17 protein-coding genes and 1 riboswitch are annotated in these 22,597 nt (G+C 63.8%); of the genes, 8 read left to right on the top strand and 9 right to left on the bottom strand.

The features are described 5' to 3' along the window. Window positions 1-10 precede the first annotated feature (10 nt). Window positions 11-1,153 carry a tRNA dihydrouridine synthase DusB gene (dusB, locus tag D2E23_RS03960; RefSeq protein WP_240541530.1) on the bottom strand — a complete coding sequence of 381 codons (1,143 nt, stop codon included), beginning with the start codon at window positions 1,151-1,153 and terminating at the stop codon, window positions 11-13. 309 nt (window positions 1,154-1,462) lie between these two features. Continuing rightward, window positions 1,463-2,938: a glycine--tRNA ligase gene (locus D2E23_RS03965; RefSeq protein ID WP_126029698.1), complete on the bottom strand. Its 1,476-nt coding sequence runs from the start codon at window positions 2,936-2,938 to the stop codon at window positions 1,463-1,465. Between the two features lie 133 nt (window positions 2,939-3,071). After that, window positions 3,072-3,173, top strand: a riboswitch (TPP riboswitch). On the opposite strand from D2E23_RS03965, the gene thiM reads away from it, so the two are divergent. The 7 genes from thiM (at window position 3,166) to D2E23_RS04000 (ending at window position 12,671) form a co-directional block, all read left to right on the top strand. Further along, complete coding sequence (thiM, locus tag D2E23_RS03970; RefSeq protein ID WP_126029699.1) at window positions 3,166-4,050, top strand: hydroxyethylthiazole kinase; 885 nt, start codon at window positions 3,166-3,168, stop codon at window positions 4,048-4,050. (Overlaps the previous riboswitch by 8 nt.) A 30-nt stretch (window positions 4,051-4,080) precedes the next feature. Further along, complete coding sequence (locus D2E23_RS11795; protein ID WP_126029700.1) at window positions 4,081-5,178, top strand: MTH1187 family thiamine-binding protein; 1,098 nt, start codon at window positions 4,081-4,083, stop codon at window positions 5,176-5,178. Window positions 5,179-5,228: 50 nt separating this feature from the next. Then, window positions 5,229-6,293 carry a LacI family DNA-binding transcriptional regulator gene (locus tag D2E23_RS03980; RefSeq protein ID WP_126029701.1) on the top strand — a complete coding sequence of 355 codons (1,065 nt, stop codon included), beginning with the start codon at window positions 5,229-5,231 and terminating at the stop codon, window positions 6,291-6,293. Window positions 6,294-6,495: 202 nt separating this feature from the next. Further along, entirely contained in the window at window positions 6,496-8,019 is a 1,524-nt protein-coding gene (locus D2E23_RS03985; protein ID WP_126029702.1) for a glycoside hydrolase family 32 protein, read from the top strand. Between the two features lie 457 nt (window positions 8,020-8,476). Continuing rightward, window positions 8,477-9,820 (top strand): MFS transporter, encoded by a 1,344-nt coding sequence (locus tag D2E23_RS03990; protein WP_126029703.1) that lies wholly within the window; start codon window positions 8,477-8,479, stop codon window positions 9,818-9,820. Window positions 9,821-9,895: 75 nt separating this feature from the next. Next, complete coding sequence (locus D2E23_RS03995; protein ID WP_126029838.1) at window positions 9,896-11,470, top strand: glycoside hydrolase family 32 protein; 1,575 nt, start codon at window positions 9,896-9,898, stop codon at window positions 11,468-11,470. Between the two features lie 193 nt (window positions 11,471-11,663). Next, complete coding sequence (locus tag D2E23_RS04000; protein WP_206431988.1) at window positions 11,664-12,671, top strand: CTP synthase; 1,008 nt, start codon at window positions 11,664-11,666, stop codon at window positions 12,669-12,671. A 43-nt stretch (window positions 12,672-12,714) separates the two neighbouring features. On the opposite strand, the gene D2E23_RS04005 is transcribed toward D2E23_RS04000, so the two are convergent. Genes D2E23_RS04005 through nadA form a run of 4 tightly spaced genes read right to left on the bottom strand, consistent with a single transcriptional unit; the run spans window position 12,715 to window position 17,792 of the window. After that, window positions 12,715-13,896, bottom strand: a complete 1,182-nt coding sequence (locus tag D2E23_RS04005; protein ID WP_126029704.1) for a cysteine desulfurase family protein — start codon at window positions 13,894-13,896, stop codon at window positions 12,715-12,717. Next, a complete protein-coding gene (nadC, locus tag D2E23_RS04010; RefSeq protein WP_126029705.1) occupies window positions 13,889-14,773 on the bottom strand; it encodes a carboxylating nicotinate-nucleotide diphosphorylase in 885 nt (294 codons plus the stop codon). Before nadC ends, D2E23_RS04005 begins: the two co-directional genes overlap by 8 nt. 35 nt (window positions 14,774-14,808) lie before the next feature. Continuing rightward, the gene (gene nadB, locus D2E23_RS04015; protein WP_241227205.1) at window positions 14,809-16,485 is read right to left on the bottom strand and encodes an L-aspartate oxidase; all 1,677 of its coding nucleotides are present in this window, start codon (window positions 16,483-16,485) and stop codon (window positions 14,809-14,811) included. Window positions 16,486-16,523: 38 nt separating this feature from the next. After that, window positions 16,524-17,792 (bottom strand): quinolinate synthase NadA, encoded by a 1,269-nt coding sequence (gene nadA / locus D2E23_RS04020; RefSeq protein WP_126029706.1) that lies wholly within the window; start codon window positions 17,790-17,792, stop codon window positions 16,524-16,526. A gap of 264 nt (window positions 17,793-18,056) precedes the next feature. On the opposite strand from nadA, the gene D2E23_RS04025 reads away from it, so the two are divergent. Beyond that, window positions 18,057-19,010: a YwqG family protein gene (locus D2E23_RS04025; protein WP_126029707.1), complete on the top strand. Its 954-nt coding sequence runs from the start codon at window positions 18,057-18,059 to the stop codon at window positions 19,008-19,010. Between the two features lie 71 nt (window positions 19,011-19,081). Here D2E23_RS04025 and D2E23_RS04030 read toward each other — a convergent pair whose 3' ends face one another. From D2E23_RS04030 to D2E23_RS04040, 3 genes are read right to left on the bottom strand one after another with little or no spacing between them, the layout of a single operon-like run. After that, a complete protein-coding gene (locus tag D2E23_RS04030) occupies window positions 19,082-19,873 on the bottom strand; it encodes an isoprenyl transferase (RefSeq protein WP_126029708.1) in 792 nt (263 codons plus the stop codon). Between the two features lie 2 nt (window positions 19,874-19,875). Further along, on the bottom strand, window positions 19,876-20,631 hold the full coding sequence (gene recO / locus D2E23_RS04035; RefSeq protein WP_126029709.1) for a DNA repair protein RecO: 756 nt from the start codon (window positions 20,629-20,631) through the stop codon (window positions 19,876-19,878). Between the two features lie 32 nt (window positions 20,632-20,663). Beyond that, window positions 20,664-22,340 (bottom strand): alpha/beta hydrolase family protein, encoded by a 1,677-nt coding sequence (locus tag D2E23_RS04040; protein ID WP_126029710.1) that lies wholly within the window; start codon window positions 22,338-22,340, stop codon window positions 20,664-20,666. Between the last annotated feature and the right edge of the window lie 257 nt (window positions 22,341-22,597).

Below are 22,597 nucleotides of genomic sequence, written 5' to 3' on the forward strand. Positions count from 1 at the left end.
GCGCTTTTGATCAGTACGAGGCGTCCAACGGGTCCGCGCTGATCACGTCCCGACGCTGTTCCTCGGTCAGCTCCTGGGAATCCAGCCATCCGTAGGGAAGATGAACCTTTTTCGCATAGCGTACGCGGCCTCGGGGCTTGCCTTCCGCCGCCTCGGGGAACGGAATGCTCGGATCGAGCTCGTCGATGCGCCGACGAACATCCTCCAAGTTTTCACATTCCATGAACGCTCGGCGCGTGCTACCCCCCACCGGGAACCCTTTGAGATACCACGCCACATGCTTGCGCAGATCGTGCACGGCCATGGTCTCGTCGCCGTCGTAGAACTCGGTGAGCAGCGTCGCGTGGCGCATCATCACCTGTCCCACCTCACCCAACGTGGGATTCACCCGCTCAGGCGAACCGGCGAAGGCGTTCTTCAAATCGGCGAACAGCCACGGACGACCCTGGCACCCCCTACCGATAGCCACACCGGCGCAACTGGTCTGGCGCACCATGGCGAGGGCGTCCTCGGCGCTCCAGATGTCGCCGTTGCCGAACACGGGAATGTCAAGTTCATCCACCAGCTCGCCGATGCGACTCCAGTCGGAATGCCCGCCATAGTATTCGGCCGTGGTGCGCGCATGCAGCGTCACCGCGGCGCAGCCCTCCTCCTGGGCGATGCGGCCGGCCTCGAGGAACGTCTCATGCTCATGGTCGATGCCCACGCGGATCTTTGCGGTCACCGGAATGTTCTCCGGAGCGCACACCTTCACCACGCGGCGGATGATCTCGCGGAACAGCTCCGTCTTCCACGGCAGCGCGGAACCGCCACCCCGACGAGTCACCTTGGGCACCGGACAGCCGAAGTTCAGATCCACATGGTCGGCCATATGCTCGTCGACCACGATGCGAGCCGCCATCTCCACAATCGACGGGCTCACGCCGTACAGCTGCAGGGAGCGGATCTTCTCACTCGGCGCGAAACGGCACAGTCGCAGGGCCTTGGGATTCCTCGCCACCAACGCCCTCGCCGTGATCATCTCGGCCACATACAGACCATCGGGACCATATTCCTCGCACAGCACGCGGAACGGCCAGTTCGTCACACCCGCCATGGGCGACAACACCACCGGCGTCGCGACGTGAACGGGGCCAAGGTCCACCGGCGGCATGGTCACGGCGGACGCGACGGACTCGGCCACCCCGGCGGGCTCGGCGGCGGGAATGCTGCTGACGGTTGCTTCTGCTTCCATGGTTCCTTTTCTCGGATGTCTCCCGCGGTCCGCGAGAAAACGCCTATGAAACGAACTGGCGGGAAGCGCCTCCGGGCGCACCCCACCAGTCGAATGTCATGCGATGTCTTGCGATGTCATGGCCGTGGGGAACACGCAGGCGCTTCCCACGACCAGGCCACTATGCGATCAACGCCGACCAGTGCGATCACACAAACCGTTCGCACCGATCGGCATAGCGGCGGCCGCTTAGTACAGGCCGCCGGCCTCCTGAATGTGCACGCTGTCCGGCCAGGCGTCGCCGCCCATGGACACCGGCTTGAGCGGCACGTGCGTACGGTGTTCGCCGATGCGGGCGGCCACGTAGTCGGCCACCTTGTCGAGCGCCACACGCTCCTGGTTCATGGTGTCGCGATCACGGATCGTCACGGCCTGATCGTCGAGCGTATCGAAGTCGACGGTCACGCACAGCGGGGTGCCGATCTCGTCCTCACGACGGTAGCGACGACCGATGGCGCCGGACTCGTCGTAGTCGATCATCCACTCGTTCTGACGCAGGTCGTTCGCCAGGTTCTGAGCCACGTTCTGCAGGTCAGGCTTCTTGCTCAGCGGCAGCACGGCGGCCTTGACCGGGGCCAGACGCGGGTCGAGGCGCAGCACGGTGCGCTTGTCGACGCCGCCCTTGGTGTTCGGGGCCTCATCCACGTCGTAGGCGTCCACGAGGAAGCACATCAGGGAGCGGGTCAGACCGGCCGCGGGCTCGATCACGTACGGCACATAGCGCTCGCCGGTGGCCTGGTTGAAGTAGCTCAGGTCCTCGCCGGAGTGCTTGGCGTGGGCGGACAGGTCGAAGTCGGTGCGGTTGGCCACGCCCTCGAGCTCGCCCCAGTCGGAGCCCTGGAAGCCGAACTTGTACTCGATGTCCACGGTGCGCTTGGAGTAGTGGGCGAGCTTCTCCTTCGGGTGCTCGTAGTGGCGCAGGTTCTCCGGCTTGACGCCGAGGTCGAGGTACCACTGGGTACGGGCGTCGATCCAGTACTGGTGCCAGTCCTCATCGGTGCCGGGCTCGACGAAGAACTCCATCTCCATCTGCTCGAACTCACGGGTGCGGAAGATGAAGTTGCCGGGCGTGATCTCGTTGCGGAAGGACTTGCCCATGTTGGCGATGCCGAACGGCGGCTTGGAACGGGAGGAGGTCATCACGTTCTTGAAGTCCACGAAGATGCCCTGCGCGGTCTCCGGACGCAGGTAGTGCAGGCTGTTCTCGTCCTCCACCGGGCCGAGGTGGGTGCGCAGCATCATGTTGAAGTCGCGGGGCTCGGTCCACTTGCCGCGGGTGCCGCAGTCGGGGCACACGATGTCGGCCATGCCGTTCTCCGGCAGCTGATCGTGGTGCTTCTCGGCGTAGGACTCCTCGAGCTTGTCGGCGCGGTTGCGCTTGTGGCAGTTCAGGCACTCGACCAGCGGGTCGTTGAACACGGCGACGTGGCCGGAGGCGACCCACACCGGGGTGGGCAGGATGATGGACGTGTCGACGCCCACGACGTCAGGACGGGTGACGACCATGGAGCGCCACCATTCACGCTTGATATTGTCCTTGAGTGCCACGCCGAGCGGGCCGTAATCCCATGCGGAACGGGTGCCGCCGTAGATCTCGCCGGCGGGGAACACGAAACCGCGACGCTTCGCGAGGGATACGACTTCATCAAGTTTGGACTGAGCCACAATGCACCTTCTGGTTTGAACGGTTTGGGGTCTTGTTTTGCGCCCTTGAGTCTATCGGCACGCGCTGACAGCATGGGATCCGCGGCCGAGGGGCGCCACACGCGGGTTGTCCGAACGACGGCATAGCGTCGATGGCACAATGCAGGGGAACCCGGAAGGGTTGAGAAAGGCGACGCGCCTGACCCTTGGAACCTGTTGGTCAACACCATCGTAGGGAGGCATTTTCCATGAGTCTTGATTCCCATGATTCCACCGGCAACGGCACCGTCGCCGCGGGCAACATCGCCGTGAACGATCCGCTGCGCGCCGAGATCGCGGCTGCCGTGGACGCCGTGCGCGACACCACGCCGCTCGCCCAGTCGCTGACGAATTTCGTGACCATCAACTTCGTGGCGAACGCCCAGCTCGCCGTAGGAGGCACCGCGGCCATGCACTACAGCGGTGAGGAGGCCGGTGCGCTGGATTCGGCCGGAGCTTCGAAGGCCACCTATATCAATATGGGCACGCTGCTCGCCGAGTTCCGCACCGAATATCCTGCGGCGGCCCGCGACGCCGTGGAACGCGGACTGCCGTGGGTGCTCGATCCGGTGGGCGCCGGCGCGGGTGAGCTGCGCGGCGAGATCCTGCGCGCGTTCCATGAAACGCCGCCGACGATCATCCGCTGCAATGCGTCGGAGGCGATCGCGCTGGCCGGCATCTGGGGTCTTGACGGTGCCGATTCCAAGTCGCGTGCCGGCGTGGAGGCCCATGACGAGATCGACGCGGCGATTCCCGCGGCCCATGCGCTTGCCCGGTTCACCGGCGGCGTGGTGTCGGTGTCCGGCGCCGTGGATCTGGTCACCGACGGCGAGTGCGACTTCCGTTTGCCCGGTGGCAGCGTGTGGATGACGAAGATCACGGGCGCCGGCTGTTCGTTGGGCGGCGTGACGGCCACGTATGCGTGTGTGGCCCGTCCGCTGGTCGCCGCGTTGGCTGCGGCGTTGCATTACAACCGTGCCGCGGACAGCGCCGAGCGCGTGGCGGAGGGTCCGGGTTCGTTCCAGGTGGCGTTTCTTGATGCGCTGTGGAATACCACGGCCGATGAGATCGCGCAGTCGCCGATCTATGGCTGATCGTTTCATTGAGATCTAAGGAGCATATATATGACTACTCGTTTCCCGTACGCATCGATGCGTGACACGCTTGATATTTCCGCCTATCTGGTGCTGGGGCCCGACGATACGCATGGCCGTCCGGTCACCGATGTGGTGGCGGAGGCGCTGCGTGGCGGCGTGACCATCGTGCAGCTGCGCGCCAAGCATTCCGACGCCGGCGAGATCATTGCCATGGCGCGTGACATCGCGCAGGTGATCGCGGATGCCGGCAAGAGCGATACCGTGCCGCTGCTTATCGACGACCGCCTGGACGCGGTGCTTGCCGCACGCAACATGGGCATCAAGGTCGACGGCGTGCATGTAGGCCAGACCGACGTGCCGGCCACCGAGTGCCGTAGGCTGCTCGGTCCGGACGCGATCGTGGGCCTGTCCGCGAACACCACCGAGTTGTTCGACATCATCGAGGATCTGCCGGCCGGCGTGGTGGATTATATCGGTGCGGGCGCGGTGCATCCCACCGATACCAAGCCGGAGGCCACGTTGATCGAGAAGGCCGCGGATGATTCGGATTCGATCGCGGCGATCGGCCGTCTGTGCGCGATCAGCGATTATCCGGTGGTGGCCGGTGGCGGTGTGAAGCTTGCGGATGTGGCGCCTCTGGCCCGCGCCGGTGCGGCCGGCTGGTTCGTGGTGTCGGCCATCGCCGGCGCCGACGATCCCGAGGCTGCTACGAGGGAGCTGGTCGAGGCGTGGAAGGGCGCGAACGGCGATGCCGTGCATGCTCCGGCGCCGCGTCCGGCGGGCGGTGTGCTGCTGGGACCGGACTCCCCCGACTATGTCAATACGATGGCCCAGCTGACGATCTGGCCGACTGGTGTGGGCGAGGAGCTGAGCGAGTATGTGGCGCAGGTGATCCGCGTGATTCGCGAGTCCGGTCTGGACAACAGCACCCATGCCATGAGCACCGATATCGAGGGTGATTATGACGATGTGCTGGCCATGGTCAAGCGCGCGGCGTTCGTGCTGTACGATCACGGCTATCGTACGCAGGTGAGTCTGCAGATGGATATGCGTCCGGGCGTGAGCGGCCAGATCCGTCGCAAGGTGGAACTCGTGGACCACATTCTGGACGAAGAGCGGAATTAGTCCATACCTCGCTACCAAACCCCCATGCGATGCGGTATAATGTTGTAACTATGACTACGATGAAGGAGATTGCCGAACGTACGGGGGTTTCGGTATCGACGGTCTCTTTGGTGCTGAACGATCGCGATACCGGAAGAGTCAAGCCTGAGATCGCGCAGCGGGTTCGCGCGGAGGCGAAGGCGTCGGGCTACAAGCCCAATCCTTTGGCGAGAAGCCTGAGGACCAGCCGGACGAGGATCATCGGGTTCGTCAGCGACGAGATCGCCACCACGCCCTATGCCGGACGACTGATTCTCGGCGCCCAGGATGCCGCGCGTTCGATGGGGTACATGCTGCTCACCGTGAATACGAACGGCGACAGGAATCTCGAGGAGCGGGAGATCGCCACGCTGCGCCAGTACGGCGTGGACGGTTTCATGTACGCGCGCATGTACGATCAGCACACGACCGTACCCAATAGTCTGCTGAAGCTGCCCACCGTACTGTTGGACGGCATCGACGACTCCGGACGCGTGCCGTACATCGTACCCGACGAGGAATCGATCGGCTATGACGCGACCCGTCATCTGATCGAGGCCGGCTGTCGTCGCATCGCCTATATCGGCGCCTGCGATCGCGTGTACGTGGCCGATCTGGGCCGTCGTGCGGGGTATCGTCGCGCGCTCGCGGAGGCTGGCATCGACTACGACAAGACGCTGGACATCGGCGTGACGTTCAACCGTCCGGCGCTCGACGCGGTGGACAGGCTGTTTGATCGCGCCGAACCGGATGGCGTGTTCTGTTTCAACGATGCGCGGGCATGGTACGTCTATCAGTGCGCGGCCAAGCGCGGTCTTGAGATCGGCCGCGACGTCAGCGTGGTCGGCGTGGACAATCATCGTGTGTTCGCCGAGACGCTGGCCCCGCTGCTGACCACCGTCGATCTGCCGCATTATGAGATGGGCTACTGGGGTGCGCTCAAGCTCGTGTCGATGATCGAAGGCCACGATCCGAAGCCCGACGTGATGGTACCCGACGGCGGATTGTCGCCGCTGCCGCCATTGGATGCGTCCCCGGCGCGGATCCACTGCACGCTGATCAGCAAGGAATCGGTGGCGCGTCATAACGCATCATGACGCATGATGTCATTCATGTGCAAAGTTGCGCATGACATTGTCAGGATTACGTCGTCCGGCCGCGGTTTTGCGACATCGTCGATGTTCGATTCGCCGCAAAACCGCACATGTTCGGACAATTGCGCATAAACAGATGCCGCCCTCGTGTCGTCCACTATAATCGTAAATCGTTTGACGATTGCAGGGAGAAAGGCATTCAACGATGAATGACATCAATCGGGAATTCGTCGACCATGACGAGGCCCTTGCTCAGGCCGAGGCTGGCGTGGCCAGACTGGCCGCCGAGCGCAACGACCGCTGGTACCCCAAGTTCCACATCGCCTCCAACGGCGGATGGATCAACGACCCCAACGGCCTGTGCTACTACAAGGGACGCTGGCACGTCTTCTACCAGCTCCACCCCTACGGCACCCAATGGGGACCCATGCACTGGGGCCACGTCTCCAGCACCGACATGATCCACTGGAAACGAGAACCCATCGCCCTCGCACCCAGCCTCGAGGCCGAACGCGCCGGCGTGTTCTCCGGCTCGGCCACCACGGGCGACGATGGGCGACTCTGGATCTTCTACACCGGCCACCGCTGGGCCAACGGCGTGGACGACGCCGACGAAAACCTCGAGGTGCAGTGCGCGGCTGTGAGCGACGACGGCGTCCACTTCGAAAAGCTGGGCGTGATCATCGACAATCCGGAGGGATTCAAGCACTTCCGCGACCCGAAGGTGTGGAAGCAGAACGGCGTATGGTACATGGTCTTCGGCATGAGCACCGCCGACCGCCGCGGAGAGGTGCTGCTCTACTCCTCCGAGGACATGCGCATCTGGCACTTCGAACAGGTGCTGTACCGTCACCCGAACCCGAGCGTCTACATGCTCGAATGCCCCGACTTCTTCCCGCTCAAGGACAAGGAGGGCAACGAATACTGGGTGCTGTGCTTCTCCGCCATGGGCGAGCGCCCGAACGGATTCGCCAACCGCAACGTGCACAACGCCGGCTACGTGATCGGCACGTGGGAGCCCGGCGACGAGTTCAAGCCGCGCACCGAGTTCCGCATGTGGGATTGGGGGCACAACTACTACGCGCCGCAGTCCATGACCACGCCCGACGGCCGTCGCCTGCAGTACGCCTGGATGAGCCCGTTCGTGCCGCCCGTGCCCATGCAGGCCGACGGCTGGTGCGGCCAGCTCACCGTGCCGCGTGAGATCAGCCTGGACTCGTACTGCTGCATTCGCACGCACCCGGCGCGCGAACTGGAATCCCTGCGCAAGACCACGATGGAGTTCGACCCGTTCGTGGTGGGCGTCAACGAAAGCTTCCGTCTGCTCGACGACGTCGAGGCCGCCGAGATCGAACTGGAAATGGACATGAACCATTCCACGGCCGAACGCGCCGGACTCAAGCTGATGCTGACCGATGACAACGCGCACACCTGCGTGTACTACGACGATCAGACGCATCGCGTGGTGCTCGACCGTCATGCCAACGCGCGAGGCGATCGCGGCTACCGTGCGGCGCCGTTCACTAGTCACATGCTCAAGCTGCATGTGTTCGTGGATCGCTGTTCGATCGAAGTGTTCGTCAATGACGGCGAGCAGGCGATGAGTTCCTACAGCTTCCCGTCGGAGGGACCGCGCGCGTTGGAGATTACGTCGGAGTCCGGCACGCTGGCCATCTCGGCGCTGCGGATCCACACGCTCGGATCCATCGGTCTGGAGGACCAGAACTAGGACTGAGTCGGTGGCACCGTATGACCGGTGCCACCACGCAACGCCATACGCCAAGCCGGGCCGACCGGCCGAACCACGGATGTCCGCGACGACGCGCTCCCGCGGTTCGGCCGGCACCACCGTTTTCCAGGCTCATCGACGACGATGTTGCCGTCGGGCGACATCGTCGTCGCCTATGCAATCGCGATCATCGGCAATGCGACACGCCGATGGCAATACACCCATTCGACACATATTCCGTTGAAAATTTGCCGATGCAAACATTTGCAGGCAGCAATACACTGGAAATATTGACGTCAATCGTTTGACGTAAATCGATTGACGCATTAACATCGTTAATACGACCACAGCAATGAGGCGACCGTCACGAACCGAACGCCTCACCGCAACGGTCCGAACCGATCACACGAATCGCAAGGCAGCGATCCGTGAGGAAACGAGAGAAACGGAAACGATAATGGCTAACAAAACCAAGGTCTGGCAGAACCCATCGTATCTGCAGAGCTCCTTCGGCATCTTCCTGTTCTTCTGCTCCTGGGGCATCTGGTGGTCCTTCTTCCAGCGCTGGCTCATCTCCGGCGTCGGCCTGACCAACGCCGAGGTCGGCACCATCTACTCCATCAACTCGCTGGCCACCCTGGTCATCATGTTCATCTACGGCACCATCCAGGACCAGCTCGGCATCAAGCGCAAGCTCGTGATCTTCGTCTCCGTGGTCGCCGCATGCGTCGGCCCGTTCGTGCAGTTCGTCTACGCGCCGATGATCCTCGCCGGCGGCACCACACGCTACATCGGCGCATTCATCGGCGCCATCGTTCTCTCCGCGGGCTTCATGTCGGGATGCTCGCTGTTCGAGGCGGTCACCGAGCGTTACTCCCGTAAGTTCGGCTTCGAATACGGCCAGTCCCGCGCCTGGGGCTCCTTCGGCTACGCCATCGTGGCACTGTGCGCCGGCTTCCTCTTCAACATCAACCCGCTCTTCAACTTCTGGCTCGGTTCCGTCTTCGGCGTGTGCATGCTGCTCGTCTACGCCTTCTGGGTGCCGAAGGAGCAGAAGGCCGAGCTGAAGAAGGAATCCGATCCGAACGCCGAGCCCACCAACCCCTCCTTCAAGGAGATGGTGGCCGTGCTCAAGATGCCGACCCTGTGGGTGCTCATCGTCTTCATGCTGCTGACCAACACCTTCTACACCGTGTTCGACCAGCAGATGTTCCCCACCTACTACGCCAACCTGTTCCCCACCGAGGCCATCGGCAACGCCACCTACGGCACCCTGAACGGCTTCCAGGTGTTCCTCGAGTCCGCCATGATGGGTGTGGTTCCGATCATCATGAAGAAGATCGGCGTGCGTAACGCCCTGCTGCTCGGCGCCACCGTGATGTTCCTGCGTATCGGCCTGTGCGGCGTGTTCCACGACCCGATCACCGTCTCCATCGTCAAGCTGTTCCACTCCATCGAGGTGCCGCTGTTCTGCCTGCCGGCATTCCGCTACTTCACCCTGCACTTCGACACGAAGCTCTCCGCCACGCTGTACATGGTGGGCTTCCAGATCGCCTCGCAGGTCGGCCAGGTCATCTTCTCCACCCCGCTGGGCGCCTTCCACGACAAGATGTCCCAGATGCTGCCGAACAACGACATGGGTTCCCGCGTGACCTTCTGGGTCATCTCCGCCATCGTGCTGTGCGCGCTGATCTACGGCATCTTCGTGATCAAGAAGGACGATCAGGAGGTCGGCGGCGATCCGTTCTACACCGACAAGCAGCTGCGTCAGATGGAAGCGGCCAAGGCCGAATCCAAATGATCGCTCCAGGGTCTCCCCTCCAACGGCGATGGGGAGGCCCTTCGCACAACCCAAGCCACTGAAAGGAATTCAATGATGAGTGATTTCAAGCCCACCTACTCCCCCATCAAGGATCACGACGCCGAGCTCGCCAAGGCCGAGGCCGGCGTGGCCAGACTGGCCGCCGAGCGCAACGACCGCTGGTACCCCAAGTTCCACATCGCCTCCAACGGCGGATGGATCAACGACCCCAACGGCCTCTGCTACTACAAGGGACGCTGGCACGTCTTCTACCAGCTCCACCCCTACGGCACCCAATGGGGACCCATGCACTGGGGCCACGTCTCCAGCACCGACATGATCCACTGGAAACGAGAACCCATCGCCATGGCGCCGAGCCTCGAAGAGGAGAAGAACGGCGTGTTCTCCGGTTCTGCCGTGATCGACGACAACGGTGATCTGAAGTTCTACTACACCGGCCACCGCTGGGCCAACGGCGTGGACGGCACCGGCGGCGAATGGCAGGTGCAGATGCTCGCCGAGCCGGAGGACGACAAACTGACCCGCATCGAGAAGAAGGGCATGGTCGTCGATTGCCCGCGCGATCAGGTGCACTGGCACTTCCGCGACCCGAAGGTGTGGAAGACCGGCGGCGTGTGGTACATGACGTTCGGCGTGAGCTCCGCCGAGCAGCGCGGCCAGATGTGGCTGTACACCTCCGAGGACATGGTCGAGTGGACGTTCAAGACCGTGCTGTTCGAGCACCCGGATCCGGACGTGTTCATGCTCGAGTGCCCCGACTTCTTCCCCGTGAAGGACAAGGACGGCAACGAGAAGTGGGTCATCGGCTTCTCCGCCATGGGCGCCAAGAAGAACGGCTTCATGAACCGCAACGTGAACAACGCCGGATACATGATCGGCACGTGGGAGCCCGGCGGCCAGTTCAAGCCGGAGACCGAGTTCCGCCTGTGGGACTGCGGCCACAACTACTACGCCCCGCAGTCGTTCAACACCGTGCCTGGTGACACGGACGACAACACCGACGGCCGTCAGATCATGTACGGCTGGCTCAGCCCGTTCGTGCAGCCCATCCCGCTGGATGACGAAGGCTGGTGCGGCCAGCTTACCCTGCCGCGCGAGGTGTACCTTGGCGAGGATGGCGACATCCACACCGTGCCGGCCACCGAAATGACCGGTCTGCGCACGGACAGTACCGAGCTGGGCGCCGTGGACGTGAAGTCCGGCACCGAGCATGTGGTGGCCGAGGACGCGGAGGCCATGGAGATCGAGCTGACGATCGACCTGAAGCACTCCACCGCCGAGCGCGCCGGCCTCAAGGTGCACGCCACTGCCGACGGCTCCTACACGTACGTGGCCTACGATGATCAGATCGGCGGCGTGGTGCTGGATCGTCAGGCCAACGCCTTCGGCGATCGTGGCTACCGTGTGGCCCCGCTCACCGAGGCCGAACTGGCCGCCGATGAGCTCAAGCTGCGCGTGTACGTGGATCGCGGCTCCGTGGAAGTATACGTGAACGACGGACGTCAGGCGATGAGCTCCTACAGCTACGCCGCCGACGGTCCGCGCGCCGTGAAGCTGGCCGCCGAGTCCGGAGACCTTGCCGTCAGCGCCCTGACCACCCACAACCTCGCCTCCATCGGCCTGGAGTAGGCGGCATCACCTTCCCCGCGGCTCCGCCGCACAAGGACCTCGACGTTGCAACTCGCCGAGGTCCTTTTTGTTTCCTCGCGCAAATCGTCGCGGCCGTGGGTTTCCTCGCGCAATCGGTCGCAATCAGCCCTGTTTAGCGACTGAATGCGCGAGGAAACCTGCGGCTTCGACGATTCCAACGTAGACTTTTTCCATGGAGGACCATTACGCACTGAATCTGCTTTTCGACGCCGCACAGCAGTCGCGGCGCTGCGCCCGTCCGCGCACTGACGCCGATACCAGTGCGATGGCACGGCGGGTCAAGGCGGGCACAGTGACGCGCCCCTACCGCGGCATGTATGCGCGCACCGACTATTGGAATGCCCTCGACCGTCATGAACAGGTGCGGCATGTCGTACGCACATTGTCCTCCATGCATCCGGACTGGGTATTCTGCGGTCCCACGGCGGCGATCATGCACGGACTGGACTGCTCGTACCGTCTGACCGGACCGATCTGCATCGTTTCGGACCGGCCGACACGTCGGCAGTCCTCCAAACAGCTGATACGCTATGCGATCACCTATCCCGACACGGAGATGGCCGACGGAGTTCCGGTGACGGGACTGCTGAGAACGCTTTATGATTGCGTGGCGAAACTTCCGACCCGCTATTCGCTCGCGCAGCTGGATTCAGCGATCCGACTGGGGAAGGTCGCGGCACCAACACTGAAGGCGTACCCATGCTCATTGCCGCATGTACGTGATCGAAACCGCATAGAGGAGGTCTTCGACCTCGCGGATGGGCGCAGCGAAAACGGCGGGGAATCCGAGGGACGCGGCGTTCTCGCCACGATCGGCTACCCGCCGGACGACATTCAGGTCGAATTCCCATGCCTGCAACGGCAACGTCGCGTGCATCGCGTCGACTATCTATGGAAGCGCGAAGATGGATCCCTGCTCATCGGTGAATTCGACGGCGTGCGGAAATACATCGACCCGACCATGACATCGGGACGGACCATCCGCGCCGTCGTCGACGACGAACGCGACCGACAGCGGTGCCTGGAACATCAGGGCGCCGCAATCATCCGTTTCTACTACACGGATCTGGATTATCCCGGCAGGATCGCGCGCGGACTTTCCGCGCAAGGACTGTCCCGTAAACCGGGAATTCCATCACTGCCCTTCCCCTACACGGTTTCCTCGCGCAATCGGTCGTAAACGGCCCTGTTTTGCGACGATTTGCGCGAGGAAATCTGCGCAGCTACAGTCCGAGGGCGGTGCAGGAGCGACGGATGGCGGTGACGGTGCGATCCACGTCCGCATCGGACAGCGGACGGCGGAAGGTCAGGCGCAGCGCGGACTTGGCCACCGACGGCTCCAGGCCCATGGCCAGCAGCGTGGGCGGAATCTCGTGCCGCCCCACCGCGCACGCCGAACCGGACGAGCATTCGATGCCGCGCGCGTCCAGGTCCACCAGCAGCGCCTCGCCCGTCACGCCGGGGAAGATGAATGATGCGTGCCCCGGCAGCCGGTGCTCCGGATCCCCGGTAAGTCGAGCCTGCGGAACGACGTCCAGTACGCCATGGATCAAACGGTCACGCGAGGCGATGAGCGAAGCACAGTGCTCGCGCATGAACGCCACCGACTCGTCCAACGCGATCGCCAACCCCACCGCGCCGGCCACGTTCTGCGTACCGGAACGCAGGCCACGCTCCTGTCCGCCGCCGCTGAGCAGCGGTTCGATCGGCGTGCGGGAGCGCACCAACAGCGCCCCCAGACCCTTGGGCGTACCGAACTTATGGCCGGAGACGCTCAGCGCATCCACATCCCAGTCGCGCATGCGGATCGGAATCTGACCGGCGGCCTGCACGGCGTCCACATGCACCGGCACCCCGGCTACATGCGCGATGTGGACCACGTCCTCGACCGGCTGGATGGTGCCCACCTCGTTGTTCGCGAGCATGACCGACACGAGCGCCGTGTGCTCGGGGTCAACGGCAACCGCCCGTTCCAAAGCCGCAAGATCGATGCGCGCCGCGGAATCCACGGGAACGCGCATCACCTCGAATCCGAAGAATCGTTCCAGCCACGCCGCGGATTCGGCCACGGCCGGATGCTCCACGGCGGAGATGATGACGCGTGGACGAAGCGCCGGGCCGGCGGCGCTCCGCATCCGCTCCATACGTGCGAGCGCGATGCCCTTGACCGCCAGATTGTCCGACTCCGTACCGCCGGATGTGAAGATCACATCGTCCGGTCGTGCGCCCAGGTTCATGGCGAATGATCGTCGCGCCGCGTCCAGCGCCTGGGCCGCGGTCTTGCCGGCGCGGTGCACGCTGGCCGGATTCGCGTAGGCGTCGGTCATGAACGGCAGCATGGCGTCGATCACGTCGCGGCCGACCGGTTCGGTCGACGCGGCGTCAAGGTAGAGCTCGTCACTCATAGTCGAGTCCCAGATCGATGCTGCGCACACTGTGCGTCAATGCACCCACGGAAATGATGTCCACGCCGGTGGCGGCCACGTCGGCCACACGGTCGAGCGTCATGTTACCGCTGGCTTCGACGATCGCCCGTCCGCCGATCGTTTCCACGCCCGTCCGTGTGTCGTCGAGCGAGAAGTTGTCGAGCATGATCGTGTCGGCACCGCCGTCGAGCGCCATCGGAATCTGATCGAGACGATCGACCTCCACCTCGATGTGCGTGGTATGGCCCACGCGCTCGCGGATATGACGGATCGCGCCGGGCAGGTCGATGCCCTGTTCGGCGAGCGCGGCCAGATGATTGTCCTTGACCATCACGGCGTCGGACAGGCCATAACGATGGTTGTGCCCGCCGCCACAGGTGACCGCGTACTTTTCGAACGGGCGCAGCAGCGGTGTGGTCTTGCGGGTGTCGACGATGCGGGTGTGTCCGTACCGGCGTGGCGTCACGGCGTCGGGCAGGGCGTTGCCTCGAACGGCTTCGGTCACGAACGCCGCGGTCATGGTGGCGATGCCGCTCATGCGCTGCGCGAGGTTGAGCGCCACACGTTCGGCGGTGAGGATGTCGCGTACCGGGCCGCTGACCTCGGCGAGGGATTGGCCGGCTTTGAAATGCTCGCAGTCCCTGATGGCCGGTTCGACGCGGAGTCGCGGATTCTGCACGGTGAACGTGGTGGCGAATACGTCGATGCCGCTCATCACGCCGGGTTCGCGGGCCACCAGTCGTGCCGATCCCACGGCGTCGGCGGGAATGGTGGCCTCGCAGGTGATGTCGCCGTATGGCGCGTCCTCGGCAAGGGCCGCCTCGATGGTGGTTCGGATGATGTGCTCGGTAAGCATGGGATTCCTTTGGTTGTGTGATGGCGAGGGACTGGCTACCGCAGCACGTAGGCCGTGGACATGGCCCATTCGTCGCGCGCGTCCGGATAATCGGTGCGGGCGTGTGCGCCGCGGGATTCGGTGCGGTTCAGCGCGGCGTTCGCGGCCACGTAGCCGACGGTGAGCATGTTGCGGTTCTCGAGTCGGGTGACCGTTGCGGCGGCGTTCTCCGTGACGGGCGCATTGTTTGCGGCGGCGTCGGACTCCGTGGCATTGGCTGCGGCCAGTGCGTTACCGATTTGGTCGACGGCGTCGCGCAGACCATGATCGTCGCGCAGTACGCCGACGTCATGCCACATGGTCTGTTCGATGTGATCGCGATCCCAGATCGACGCAGCGGCAACATCGTTGGTCGACGTGTTTGGCGTGTCCAATACGATCGGATCATTGTTCGTCAATGCTCCGGTGGCGGAGTTCGAGAATGGTACGGGATCCCAGGTTGTGCCGTCGTGGTCGTGCACGGCGGCGAGACCGGCACGGCGGCCGAACACGAGTCCTTCGAGCAGGGAGTTCGATGCCAGTCGGTTCGATCCCATCACGCCGGTGCGTGCGCATTCGCCGGCCGCGTACAGGCCGGGGATGCTGGCACGACCGTTGAGATCGGTGCGGATGCCGCCCATGTAGTAGTGTGCGGCGGGCGCCACGGGGATCGGTTCGCGACTCCAGTCGAAGCCGAGCGAACGCGTGTAGGCGTCGATGGTGGGGAATCGATGCTTCAGGAATGCGGCGAGATCGGGGTTCTCCTTGCGCATCGGCGAGACGTCGAGCATGATCGGGCGTCCCTGCTGATGTTGCATCACGCGGAAGTTTTCACGAGCCACCACGTCGCGCGGGGCGAGCTCGGCACGTGGGTCCACGGCGGTCATGTAGCGCTCGCCATGCTCGTCAAGCAAGACCGCGCCTTCGCCGCGCACCGCTTCGGAGACGAGGAAGTGCTCGCCCACCGCCAGTGCCGTGGGATGGAACTGGTAGAACTCGAGGTCGGCGGTCTGGGCTCCGGCGCGCAGGGCTGCGGCGAGTCCGTCGGCGGTGGCCACCTGCGGATTGGTGGTGTATGGATACATGCGTCCGGCGCCACCGGTGGCGAGGATTACACGGTCGGCGTCAAGGTCCGTGACCGTATGGGAACCATCGGGCCCGGAACCGACCATCAGCCGTACGCCGGCGATCACACCGTCGCGCACGATCAGGTCCTTGAGGAACGCATGTTCCATGATGTGAATACGCGGATTGGCACGCACCATGGCGGACACGTCAAGTTCGAGGATCCGCCCGGTGGCGTCACCGCCGGCGTGCACCACACGGGCACGGGAGTGGGCGGCTTCCAGGCCTCGGAGCATGTGGCCGTCCGCGTCGCGGTCGAACCGCACGCCGGCTGCGGCGAACTCGCGTACGCGGTCGGCGCCTTCGCGGGTGAGGATGTCCACGGCCTTCGGTTCGCACAGACCGTGTCCGGCAGCCATGGTGTCCTTGGCGTGCAGTTTCGGATCGTCGTCGGCGAAGATGGCCGCGGCGATGCCACCCTGCGCGTGGTAGGTGTTGGACTCCACGAGTTCGGTTTTGGTCACCAGGACCACATCATGATCGCTTCCGGCAACGGCGAGCGCGGCGGACAGTCCGGCCACGCCTGCGCCGATGACGACGATCCGTTTGTCATTGTGTTCAGGATTCACGGTTTGCTCCCCTCGATCAGCAACTCGGTCCGCGTGCGTCACGGGTGGACGCGCAGCATGCGTTCAAGTGCCACCTTGGCTTCGCGCGCGGTGTCGTCGTCCACGGTGATGCGGTTGACGATGTTGCCCTGTTCGATGTTCTCCAGCGCCCAGGCCAGGTAGGCGGGGTGAATGCGGTACATCGTGGAGCACGGGCAGACCACCGGATCGAGGCAGAACACGGTCTTGTCAGGGTACTGTGCGGCCAGACGGTTGACGAGGTTGATCTCGGTGCCCACGGCGATGGTGGCGCCGGCGGGCGCGTTGGCGATCTCCCTGACGATGTAGGCGGTGGAGCCGGTGCCGTCGGCGGCGTCGACGACCTGCATGGAGCATTCGGGATGCACGATCACCTTCACGCCCGGGTATGCCTTGCGGGCGCGTTCGATCTGGTCCACGGTGAAGCGCTGATGCACGGAGCAGAAGCCCTTCCACAGGATCATCTTCGCCTTGGCGTAGTCGTCGGGGTTGCTGGCGCCGCCCTGCGGCTTGTACGGATCCCACAGCGGCATCTGGCTCAGCGGGATACCCATGGCGCGGGCGGTGTTGCGGCCGAGGTGCTGGTCGGGGAAGAACAGGACGCGCTTGCCGCGGGCGAACGCCCATTCCAGTACGGCGTGCGCGTTGGACGACGTGCATACGATGCCGCCGTTGCGTCCGCAGAACGCCTTGAGCGAGGCTGCGGAGTTCATGTAGGTGACGGGGATGATCTGCTGCAGTCCGTCGGCGTCCGGCTTGGTGCCGCAGATCTCGCCGAGCTGCTGCCAGCAGTCCTCCACCTGGTCGATGTCGGCCATGTCGGCCATGGAGCAGCCGGCCGACAGGTTCGGCAGGGTCACGCTCTGTTCGGGCTTGGAGAGGATGTCGGCAGTCTCGGCCATGAAGTGCACGCCGCAGAAGACGATGTGCTCGGCGTCCGGGCACTGGGTGGCGTTCTTGGCGAGCTGGAAGGAGTCGCCCACATAGTCGGCGTGCACGATGATCTCGTCACGCTGGTAGAAGTGGCCGAGGATCAGCAGTTTGGAGCCGAGGCGGGCCTTGGCGTCGCGGATGCGCTGCTGGAGTTCGTCGTCGGAGGCGCTGCGGTATTCGTCCGGCAGCGGCTGCTGACGGGGCGCGTTCTTCGGAATCATGTCGAGCGCGGATGCGCCGGGGCCGTAGGTGGGGCGGGTGGTGTCGAATGCCCACGGGTCCTTGGTCAGTCCGGCGTCGCAGGTGCTGGTCGCGCCGAGTCGTTCGATGATCTCATTGACGGAAGCCACGCTCATGGTCGTTTCCCTTCCTCATATTCCTCATATGGTGTGCGGTATGTCACGTCTGTGGTCGGCGCGGGTCGTCAAACGCGTTCCAAACGCATGCATGAATCGGCGTCCCGCGCGAAATCAGATATGAGCATACCACATATAGTCATGATGACTATATGTGTGCGGCGCGTCCATCGACACCGCTTCTTCACCATTCGGACAAACGAAATCAACGTATGACGATTACGCTGAACAGCGCCTGTATCGTCATCTCGAATAAGGAGTGCCATGAGACTGCTGGACAGGTTATTCGGCAAGGGACCATCGGCGGAGCAACAAGGACTGGCCCATGGGATTCACAATCCCATCGACACCGCCGTCACCGGCATCCAGCGTGACGAGGCCTACGCCGACACCGCGCGCATACCGCAGCTAAGCGATTACGTGGCGCAGGTGATCGCCGCCATGATCAGGCACTCGACCGATGCCCCCGTGATCCAGCTCACCCCGACGGACACCCCACCGTCGGTGTTCGACACCAAGATCGGTGGCGCGTTCTATGTGCCCGAAGGCATGCGACCGCCGCGCAACAAGGAGACCGGCGAATCGCTGTATCTGCTCGCCCAGCTCAATTTCGGCCAGCTGCCGCATCTGCCCGATTTTCCCGATCACGGCCTGCTGCAGTTCTTCATCGCCGGCGACGACCCGCTCTACGGCATGAACCTCGACGATCCGCAATCGCAAAAGACGTGGCGGATCCGCTATCTTCCCACGATTCCTGAGGTCAGGACGCCGCTGCGTACGTTCCATCCGGCGTGGAAGTCCGATACCGATCTGCCCTTCCCGGATGAACGCTTCTCGCTGCAACTGGCGCCCACGCTTGCCACGCAGGCGATCACCACGTCCGATCATCGATTCGACGGCGAACTGCAACGATGCATCGGCTCGATGAACGACCGGGACCGCGACTTCTACCGCATGCACGAGGCGGAGATCTCCGACACGCTGTCGGATCTTCTGGCATGGGGCGGCCACCAGATCGGCGGATATCCGCTCTTCACCCAGGAGGATCCGCGCACCAACGACCCCGTATGGCGCGGCGCCGATACGATGCTGCTGCAGATCGACTCCATAGATGACGTGATGTTCGGCGACAGCGGCGTGGCGAACTTCTTCATTCGCCCCGACCAGTTGCGTCGCCTTGACTTCTCCCAGGTGCTCTATACCTGGGACTGCTACTGACGGCGCATGCGGGCGTCCCGCCGACAGGGTTCAGCGAGACGCCCGCATGACGGCATACGGAGTGTCCGTCCTCAGCGCTTGACGCCGCCGAAGCGACGATCGCGGTGGATGTAATGGTCGATGGAACGCCACAGCACCTCGCGACCGCAGTCGGGGAACAGTTCGGGCACAAAGTCGAGCTCGGCGTAGGCGGCCTCCCACGGCAGGAAGTTGCTGGTGCGCTGCTCGCCGGACGTGCGGATCACCAGATCGCAGTCGGGGATGTCGGGGTTGTACAGGTGCTGGGCGATCATCTTCTCCGTCACGCGGTCGCCGGAAATACGGCCGTCACGCACCTCGCGTGCGATGGCGGCGCAGGCATCGGCGATCTCGGCACGGCCACCGTAGTTGATGCAGAACACCACGTCGATGGTCTTGTTGTGCTTGGTGCGCTCCATGGCCACCTCGAGCTCGTCGATCACCGACTTCCACAGCTTCGGACGGCGGCCCGACCAGCGTACGCGCACGCCCCAGTCGTCCATCTGGGCCACACGGCGGTGGATGATCTCACGCGAGAATCCCATGAGGAAACGCACCTCCTGCGGCGAGCGCTTCCAGTTTTCGGTGGAGAACGTGTACAGGCTCAGGTAGCGGACGCCGGCTTCGATGGCACCGGCGATGGTGTCGAAGACCACGGGTTCGGCGGCCTGATGGCCGTTGGTGCGGATCAGGCCGCGCTGCTGCGCCCAGCGTCCGTTGCCGTCCATGATGACGCCGACGTGACGGGGGACCTTGCCTTTGGGGAAATCGGGGATGATCGAGGGATCGGAGAACGGTGCCGCGGGGATGGAGAGCGACGTGTAATCGACGTTTTCAAAAGCCATGGTTACGAATCTAGCAAGCGCGCGGAACGAATCGGCCGTTCGAGGTAATATTCGGCCCATTTTTCCACCAGATCGCCGTGATCTACGGGGGTGGCCGCGTCTGTTCCCCCATCGGGGTTATGGCCGGATGCGGCGTCGAGCACTGTCCAGTCGCCGTTGAGCAGTGCGCGCAGCCGTGTTACGCCCCTCTCCCCTATGCGTCTTGCCTCGGGTGTGCGGTCCGTGGCGCACATCACGCCGCCGGCGGGGATGGAGAACGCCACGGGTTTGCGCGGTTCGCCGCATACCACGCACGCGTCGAGTCGGGGACGCCAGCCAGCGAGCGCGAGCGCCCTGAGCACGTAGGATTCGCTGATGTCGCGCGGGTCGTGCAGGTGCCGGCTCAATGCCGATATGGCGCCGATGGCGAGTCGGTATTGGACCGGCGAAGGTTCTTCGAGCGCCGTGAACAGTCGGTCGGCGGTTTCGACGATCACGCTGGCGTTGAGGTAGGCGTCGTAGTCGTGGACGATGCCGTCGGCGTAGGCGCCCAGCGTGGAGGCCTGGGATACGACGTCGAGCGAGCGGCCGGTGGCGATGAGCAGCGAGGCGCGCATGAATGGTTCGAGTCGTGCGCCGAATCGTGATTTCGGGCGGCGGGCGCCTTTGGCGACGGCGCGGATCTTGCCGTGGTCTCGGGTGAGGATGGTGATGATGCGGTCCGCTTCGCCGAGTTTCACGGTGCGTAGCACGAGTCCTTCGTCCTTGTACAGTGGCATTGGTGGCCTCCTCCGGGTTTTCCCGTTTCCGGCTAGTAGACGAACAGGCCCCAGAAGGCGAAGACGAGCAGCACGCAGAACATGGCGAGAGTGGTGGCCACGAACAGTGCCACACCGAGTCTGGTGGACGCGATGATGGGCCCGGTGTGGGTGCCGCGGATGCGCAGCACGGGCTTGCCGGTGAGGCGCTTGACCTCGAAATCGGCCCGCCACTCGTCGGGGGTGCGCAGCAGTCCTTTCTGGGCGGCGGTGTTGAGCAGCTGGCAGAATACGCGCGACCATGCCCAGACGACCAGTACGCACACCACTTGGATCGCGTACCAGCTCCAGTAGATCATGCCGGGCGATTCCGGAGCCGCGCCCCAGATGAGCGTGACGATGCGCCAGACGATCTGGCCCACGCCGGCGAAGAACAGCAGCAGTGTGGCGAGCGTGGTGGCGGATATGGTGATGAGCACGCGTTGGTATCCGCGGACGAATCCGAGCGAGGGACCACGTCCGCCGATCATGTAGCGGATCTTGCGTTCCAGGGCGATAAGGCTCAGGATGAACGCCACGAGCAATGTGATCACCGCGGCCACGTGCACGACCACACCGTAGATGGTGAGTTTCGTATGCCCGTATAGGTTGGTGGGCACGGCGATGGACTGGTAGATGGTGGCGCCGGCGATGGATGCGGAGGTCTCCTTGAGTCCTCGCGACGTGCCGACGGCCCAGTCGACCATGTCGCGTTCGTAGCGGTCCACCAGCGGTGTGCCCTCCTCGGCCTCGTCGCCGAGTCGCATCACATGGTTGGCCACGGGATAGTTGCGTACGGTCACGTTCCAGTTGCCGCTTCGGTGGGCCATGAGTTCGATCGAACGCACGCCGTCCACCTGGGCGGTCATCACGTCCTTGGAGCCGTAGGCCACGAACGTGGGGATGGCGTAGCCTGCGGCGATCATGGGGTTGAAGTCGAGGTTGGTCAGGCCGAACTGTGCGGTGTCGGCGCTGAACACGCGCCGGACGATGGACTGGTAGCCGGGGTTGGCGCCCACGATGGCGAAGTCCTGCGCCACGAAGAATCCGAGCGCGTGACGCGGCGTGTGCACCATGGGCGACAGGAGAATCTGGAAGGCGATGTTGCCGTCGTCGCGCACCAGATACGGTGAGATCCACGTGCTTTCCGATGTGGCGTAAAGGCCTACGCGGTCGGCGTCGACCATGCTCATGGAGCGCAGATAGTCGACCACCTGACCGTAGGCGTGCGCGGATCCCGGATAGTCGCGGGTGATGTCGTTCGTGGACCAGACGGGCTTGTCGACGGTGGCGGTGACGAATCCGGCCGAGCTCAGATCCTCGGCCACGTCGCCGAACGAGTTGTCGGCTGTGCCGTAGCCGGCGCCGTGCATGAACACCACGCCGGGCAGTTTGGTTGAGTTGCCGATGGCGGTGGCGTTCTTCGGGTACCTGATGAGCACGTGCGCGCGCTGTACTTCCCCGGTGGACGGCCGTTTGAGGTCCAGCCACACGCTTTTCGTCGCCACCTTGTAGGTGTCGAGTGCGGGCAGCGCATCACCGTCGAGATTGTCGAATGTGACGGCCGTGTCGGAGGCCAGCGTATCGACGCTCTGGTCGATGGGGTTGTTGTTCCACTCCACGGTGGTGGCATGGGACACGGAGATCAGGATGCCCATCAGGATGATGAAGATGGGCACGCTGACCTTCATACGTTTGAGCCAACCCCATTCGCCGGGCTGCGGCGTTCTCGTTTTCCGACGTTTCAGCACGACACGCATTCTATACGCCGAGCGGGAAGAGGTGGTTCGACGGCACGATCGGCCACACTCCAAGGAATTTCGGCTTTACCGATGCAATTCCGACGGAAAACGCTCTAGTTCACAACATAAATATCTGTGAACCATATTCACAGTTTGACAATTATTCAGCAGTGCCATATACTCATAGTCAGACATTGTGAATGCGA

Origin of the sequence: Bifidobacterium callimiconis, from assembly GCF_003952005.1 — a bacterium.
Lineage (GTDB): Bacteria > Actinomycetota > Actinomycetes > Actinomycetales > Bifidobacteriaceae > Galliscardovia > Galliscardovia callimiconis.

Excerpts from the sequence above, each read along its gene's own strand:
- dusB (WP_240541530.1), bottom strand. The coding sequence starts at position 1,153 with ATGCCGCCGGTGGACCTTGGCCCCGTTCACGTCGCGACGCCGGTGGTG.
- thiM (WP_126029699.1), top strand. The coding sequence starts at position 3,166 with ATGAGTCTTGATTCCCATGATTCCACCGGCAACGGCACCGTCGCCGCG.
- D2E23_RS11795 (WP_126029700.1), top strand. The coding sequence starts at position 4,081 with ATGACTACTCGTTTCCCGTACGCATCGATGCGTGACACGCTTGATATT.
- D2E23_RS03980 (WP_126029701.1), top strand. The coding sequence starts at position 5,229 with ATGACTACGATGAAGGAGATTGCCGAACGTACGGGGGTTTCGGTATCG.
- D2E23_RS03985 (WP_126029702.1), top strand. The coding sequence starts at position 6,496 with ATGAATGACATCAATCGGGAATTCGTCGACCATGACGAGGCCCTTGCT.
- D2E23_RS03990 (WP_126029703.1), top strand. The coding sequence starts at position 8,477 with ATGGCTAACAAAACCAAGGTCTGGCAGAACCCATCGTATCTGCAGAGC.
- D2E23_RS03995 (WP_126029838.1), top strand. The coding sequence starts at position 9,896 with ATGAGTGATTTCAAGCCCACCTACTCCCCCATCAAGGATCACGACGCC.
- D2E23_RS04000 (WP_206431988.1), top strand. The coding sequence starts at position 11,664 with ATGGAGGACCATTACGCACTGAATCTGCTTTTCGACGCCGCACAGCAG.
- D2E23_RS04005 (WP_126029704.1), bottom strand. The coding sequence starts at position 13,896 with ATGAGTGACGAGCTCTACCTTGACGCCGCGTCGACCGAACCGGTCGGC.
- nadC (WP_126029705.1), bottom strand. The coding sequence starts at position 14,773 with ATGCTTACCGAGCACATCATCCGAACCACCATCGAGGCGGCCCTTGCC.
- nadA (WP_126029706.1), bottom strand. The coding sequence starts at position 17,792 with ATGAGCGTGGCTTCCGTCAATGAGATCATCGAACGACTCGGCGCGACC.
- D2E23_RS04025 (WP_126029707.1), top strand. The coding sequence starts at position 18,057 with ATGAGACTGCTGGACAGGTTATTCGGCAAGGGACCATCGGCGGAGCAA.
- D2E23_RS04030 (WP_126029708.1), bottom strand. The coding sequence starts at position 19,873 with ATGGCTTTTGAAAACGTCGATTACACGTCGCTCTCCATCCCCGCGGCA.
- recO (WP_126029709.1), bottom strand. The coding sequence starts at position 20,631 with ATGCCACTGTACAAGGACGAAGGACTCGTGCTACGCACCGTGAAACTC.
- D2E23_RS04040 (WP_126029710.1), bottom strand. The coding sequence starts at position 22,340 with ATGAAGGTCAGCGTGCCCATCTTCATCATCCTGATGGGCATCCTGATC.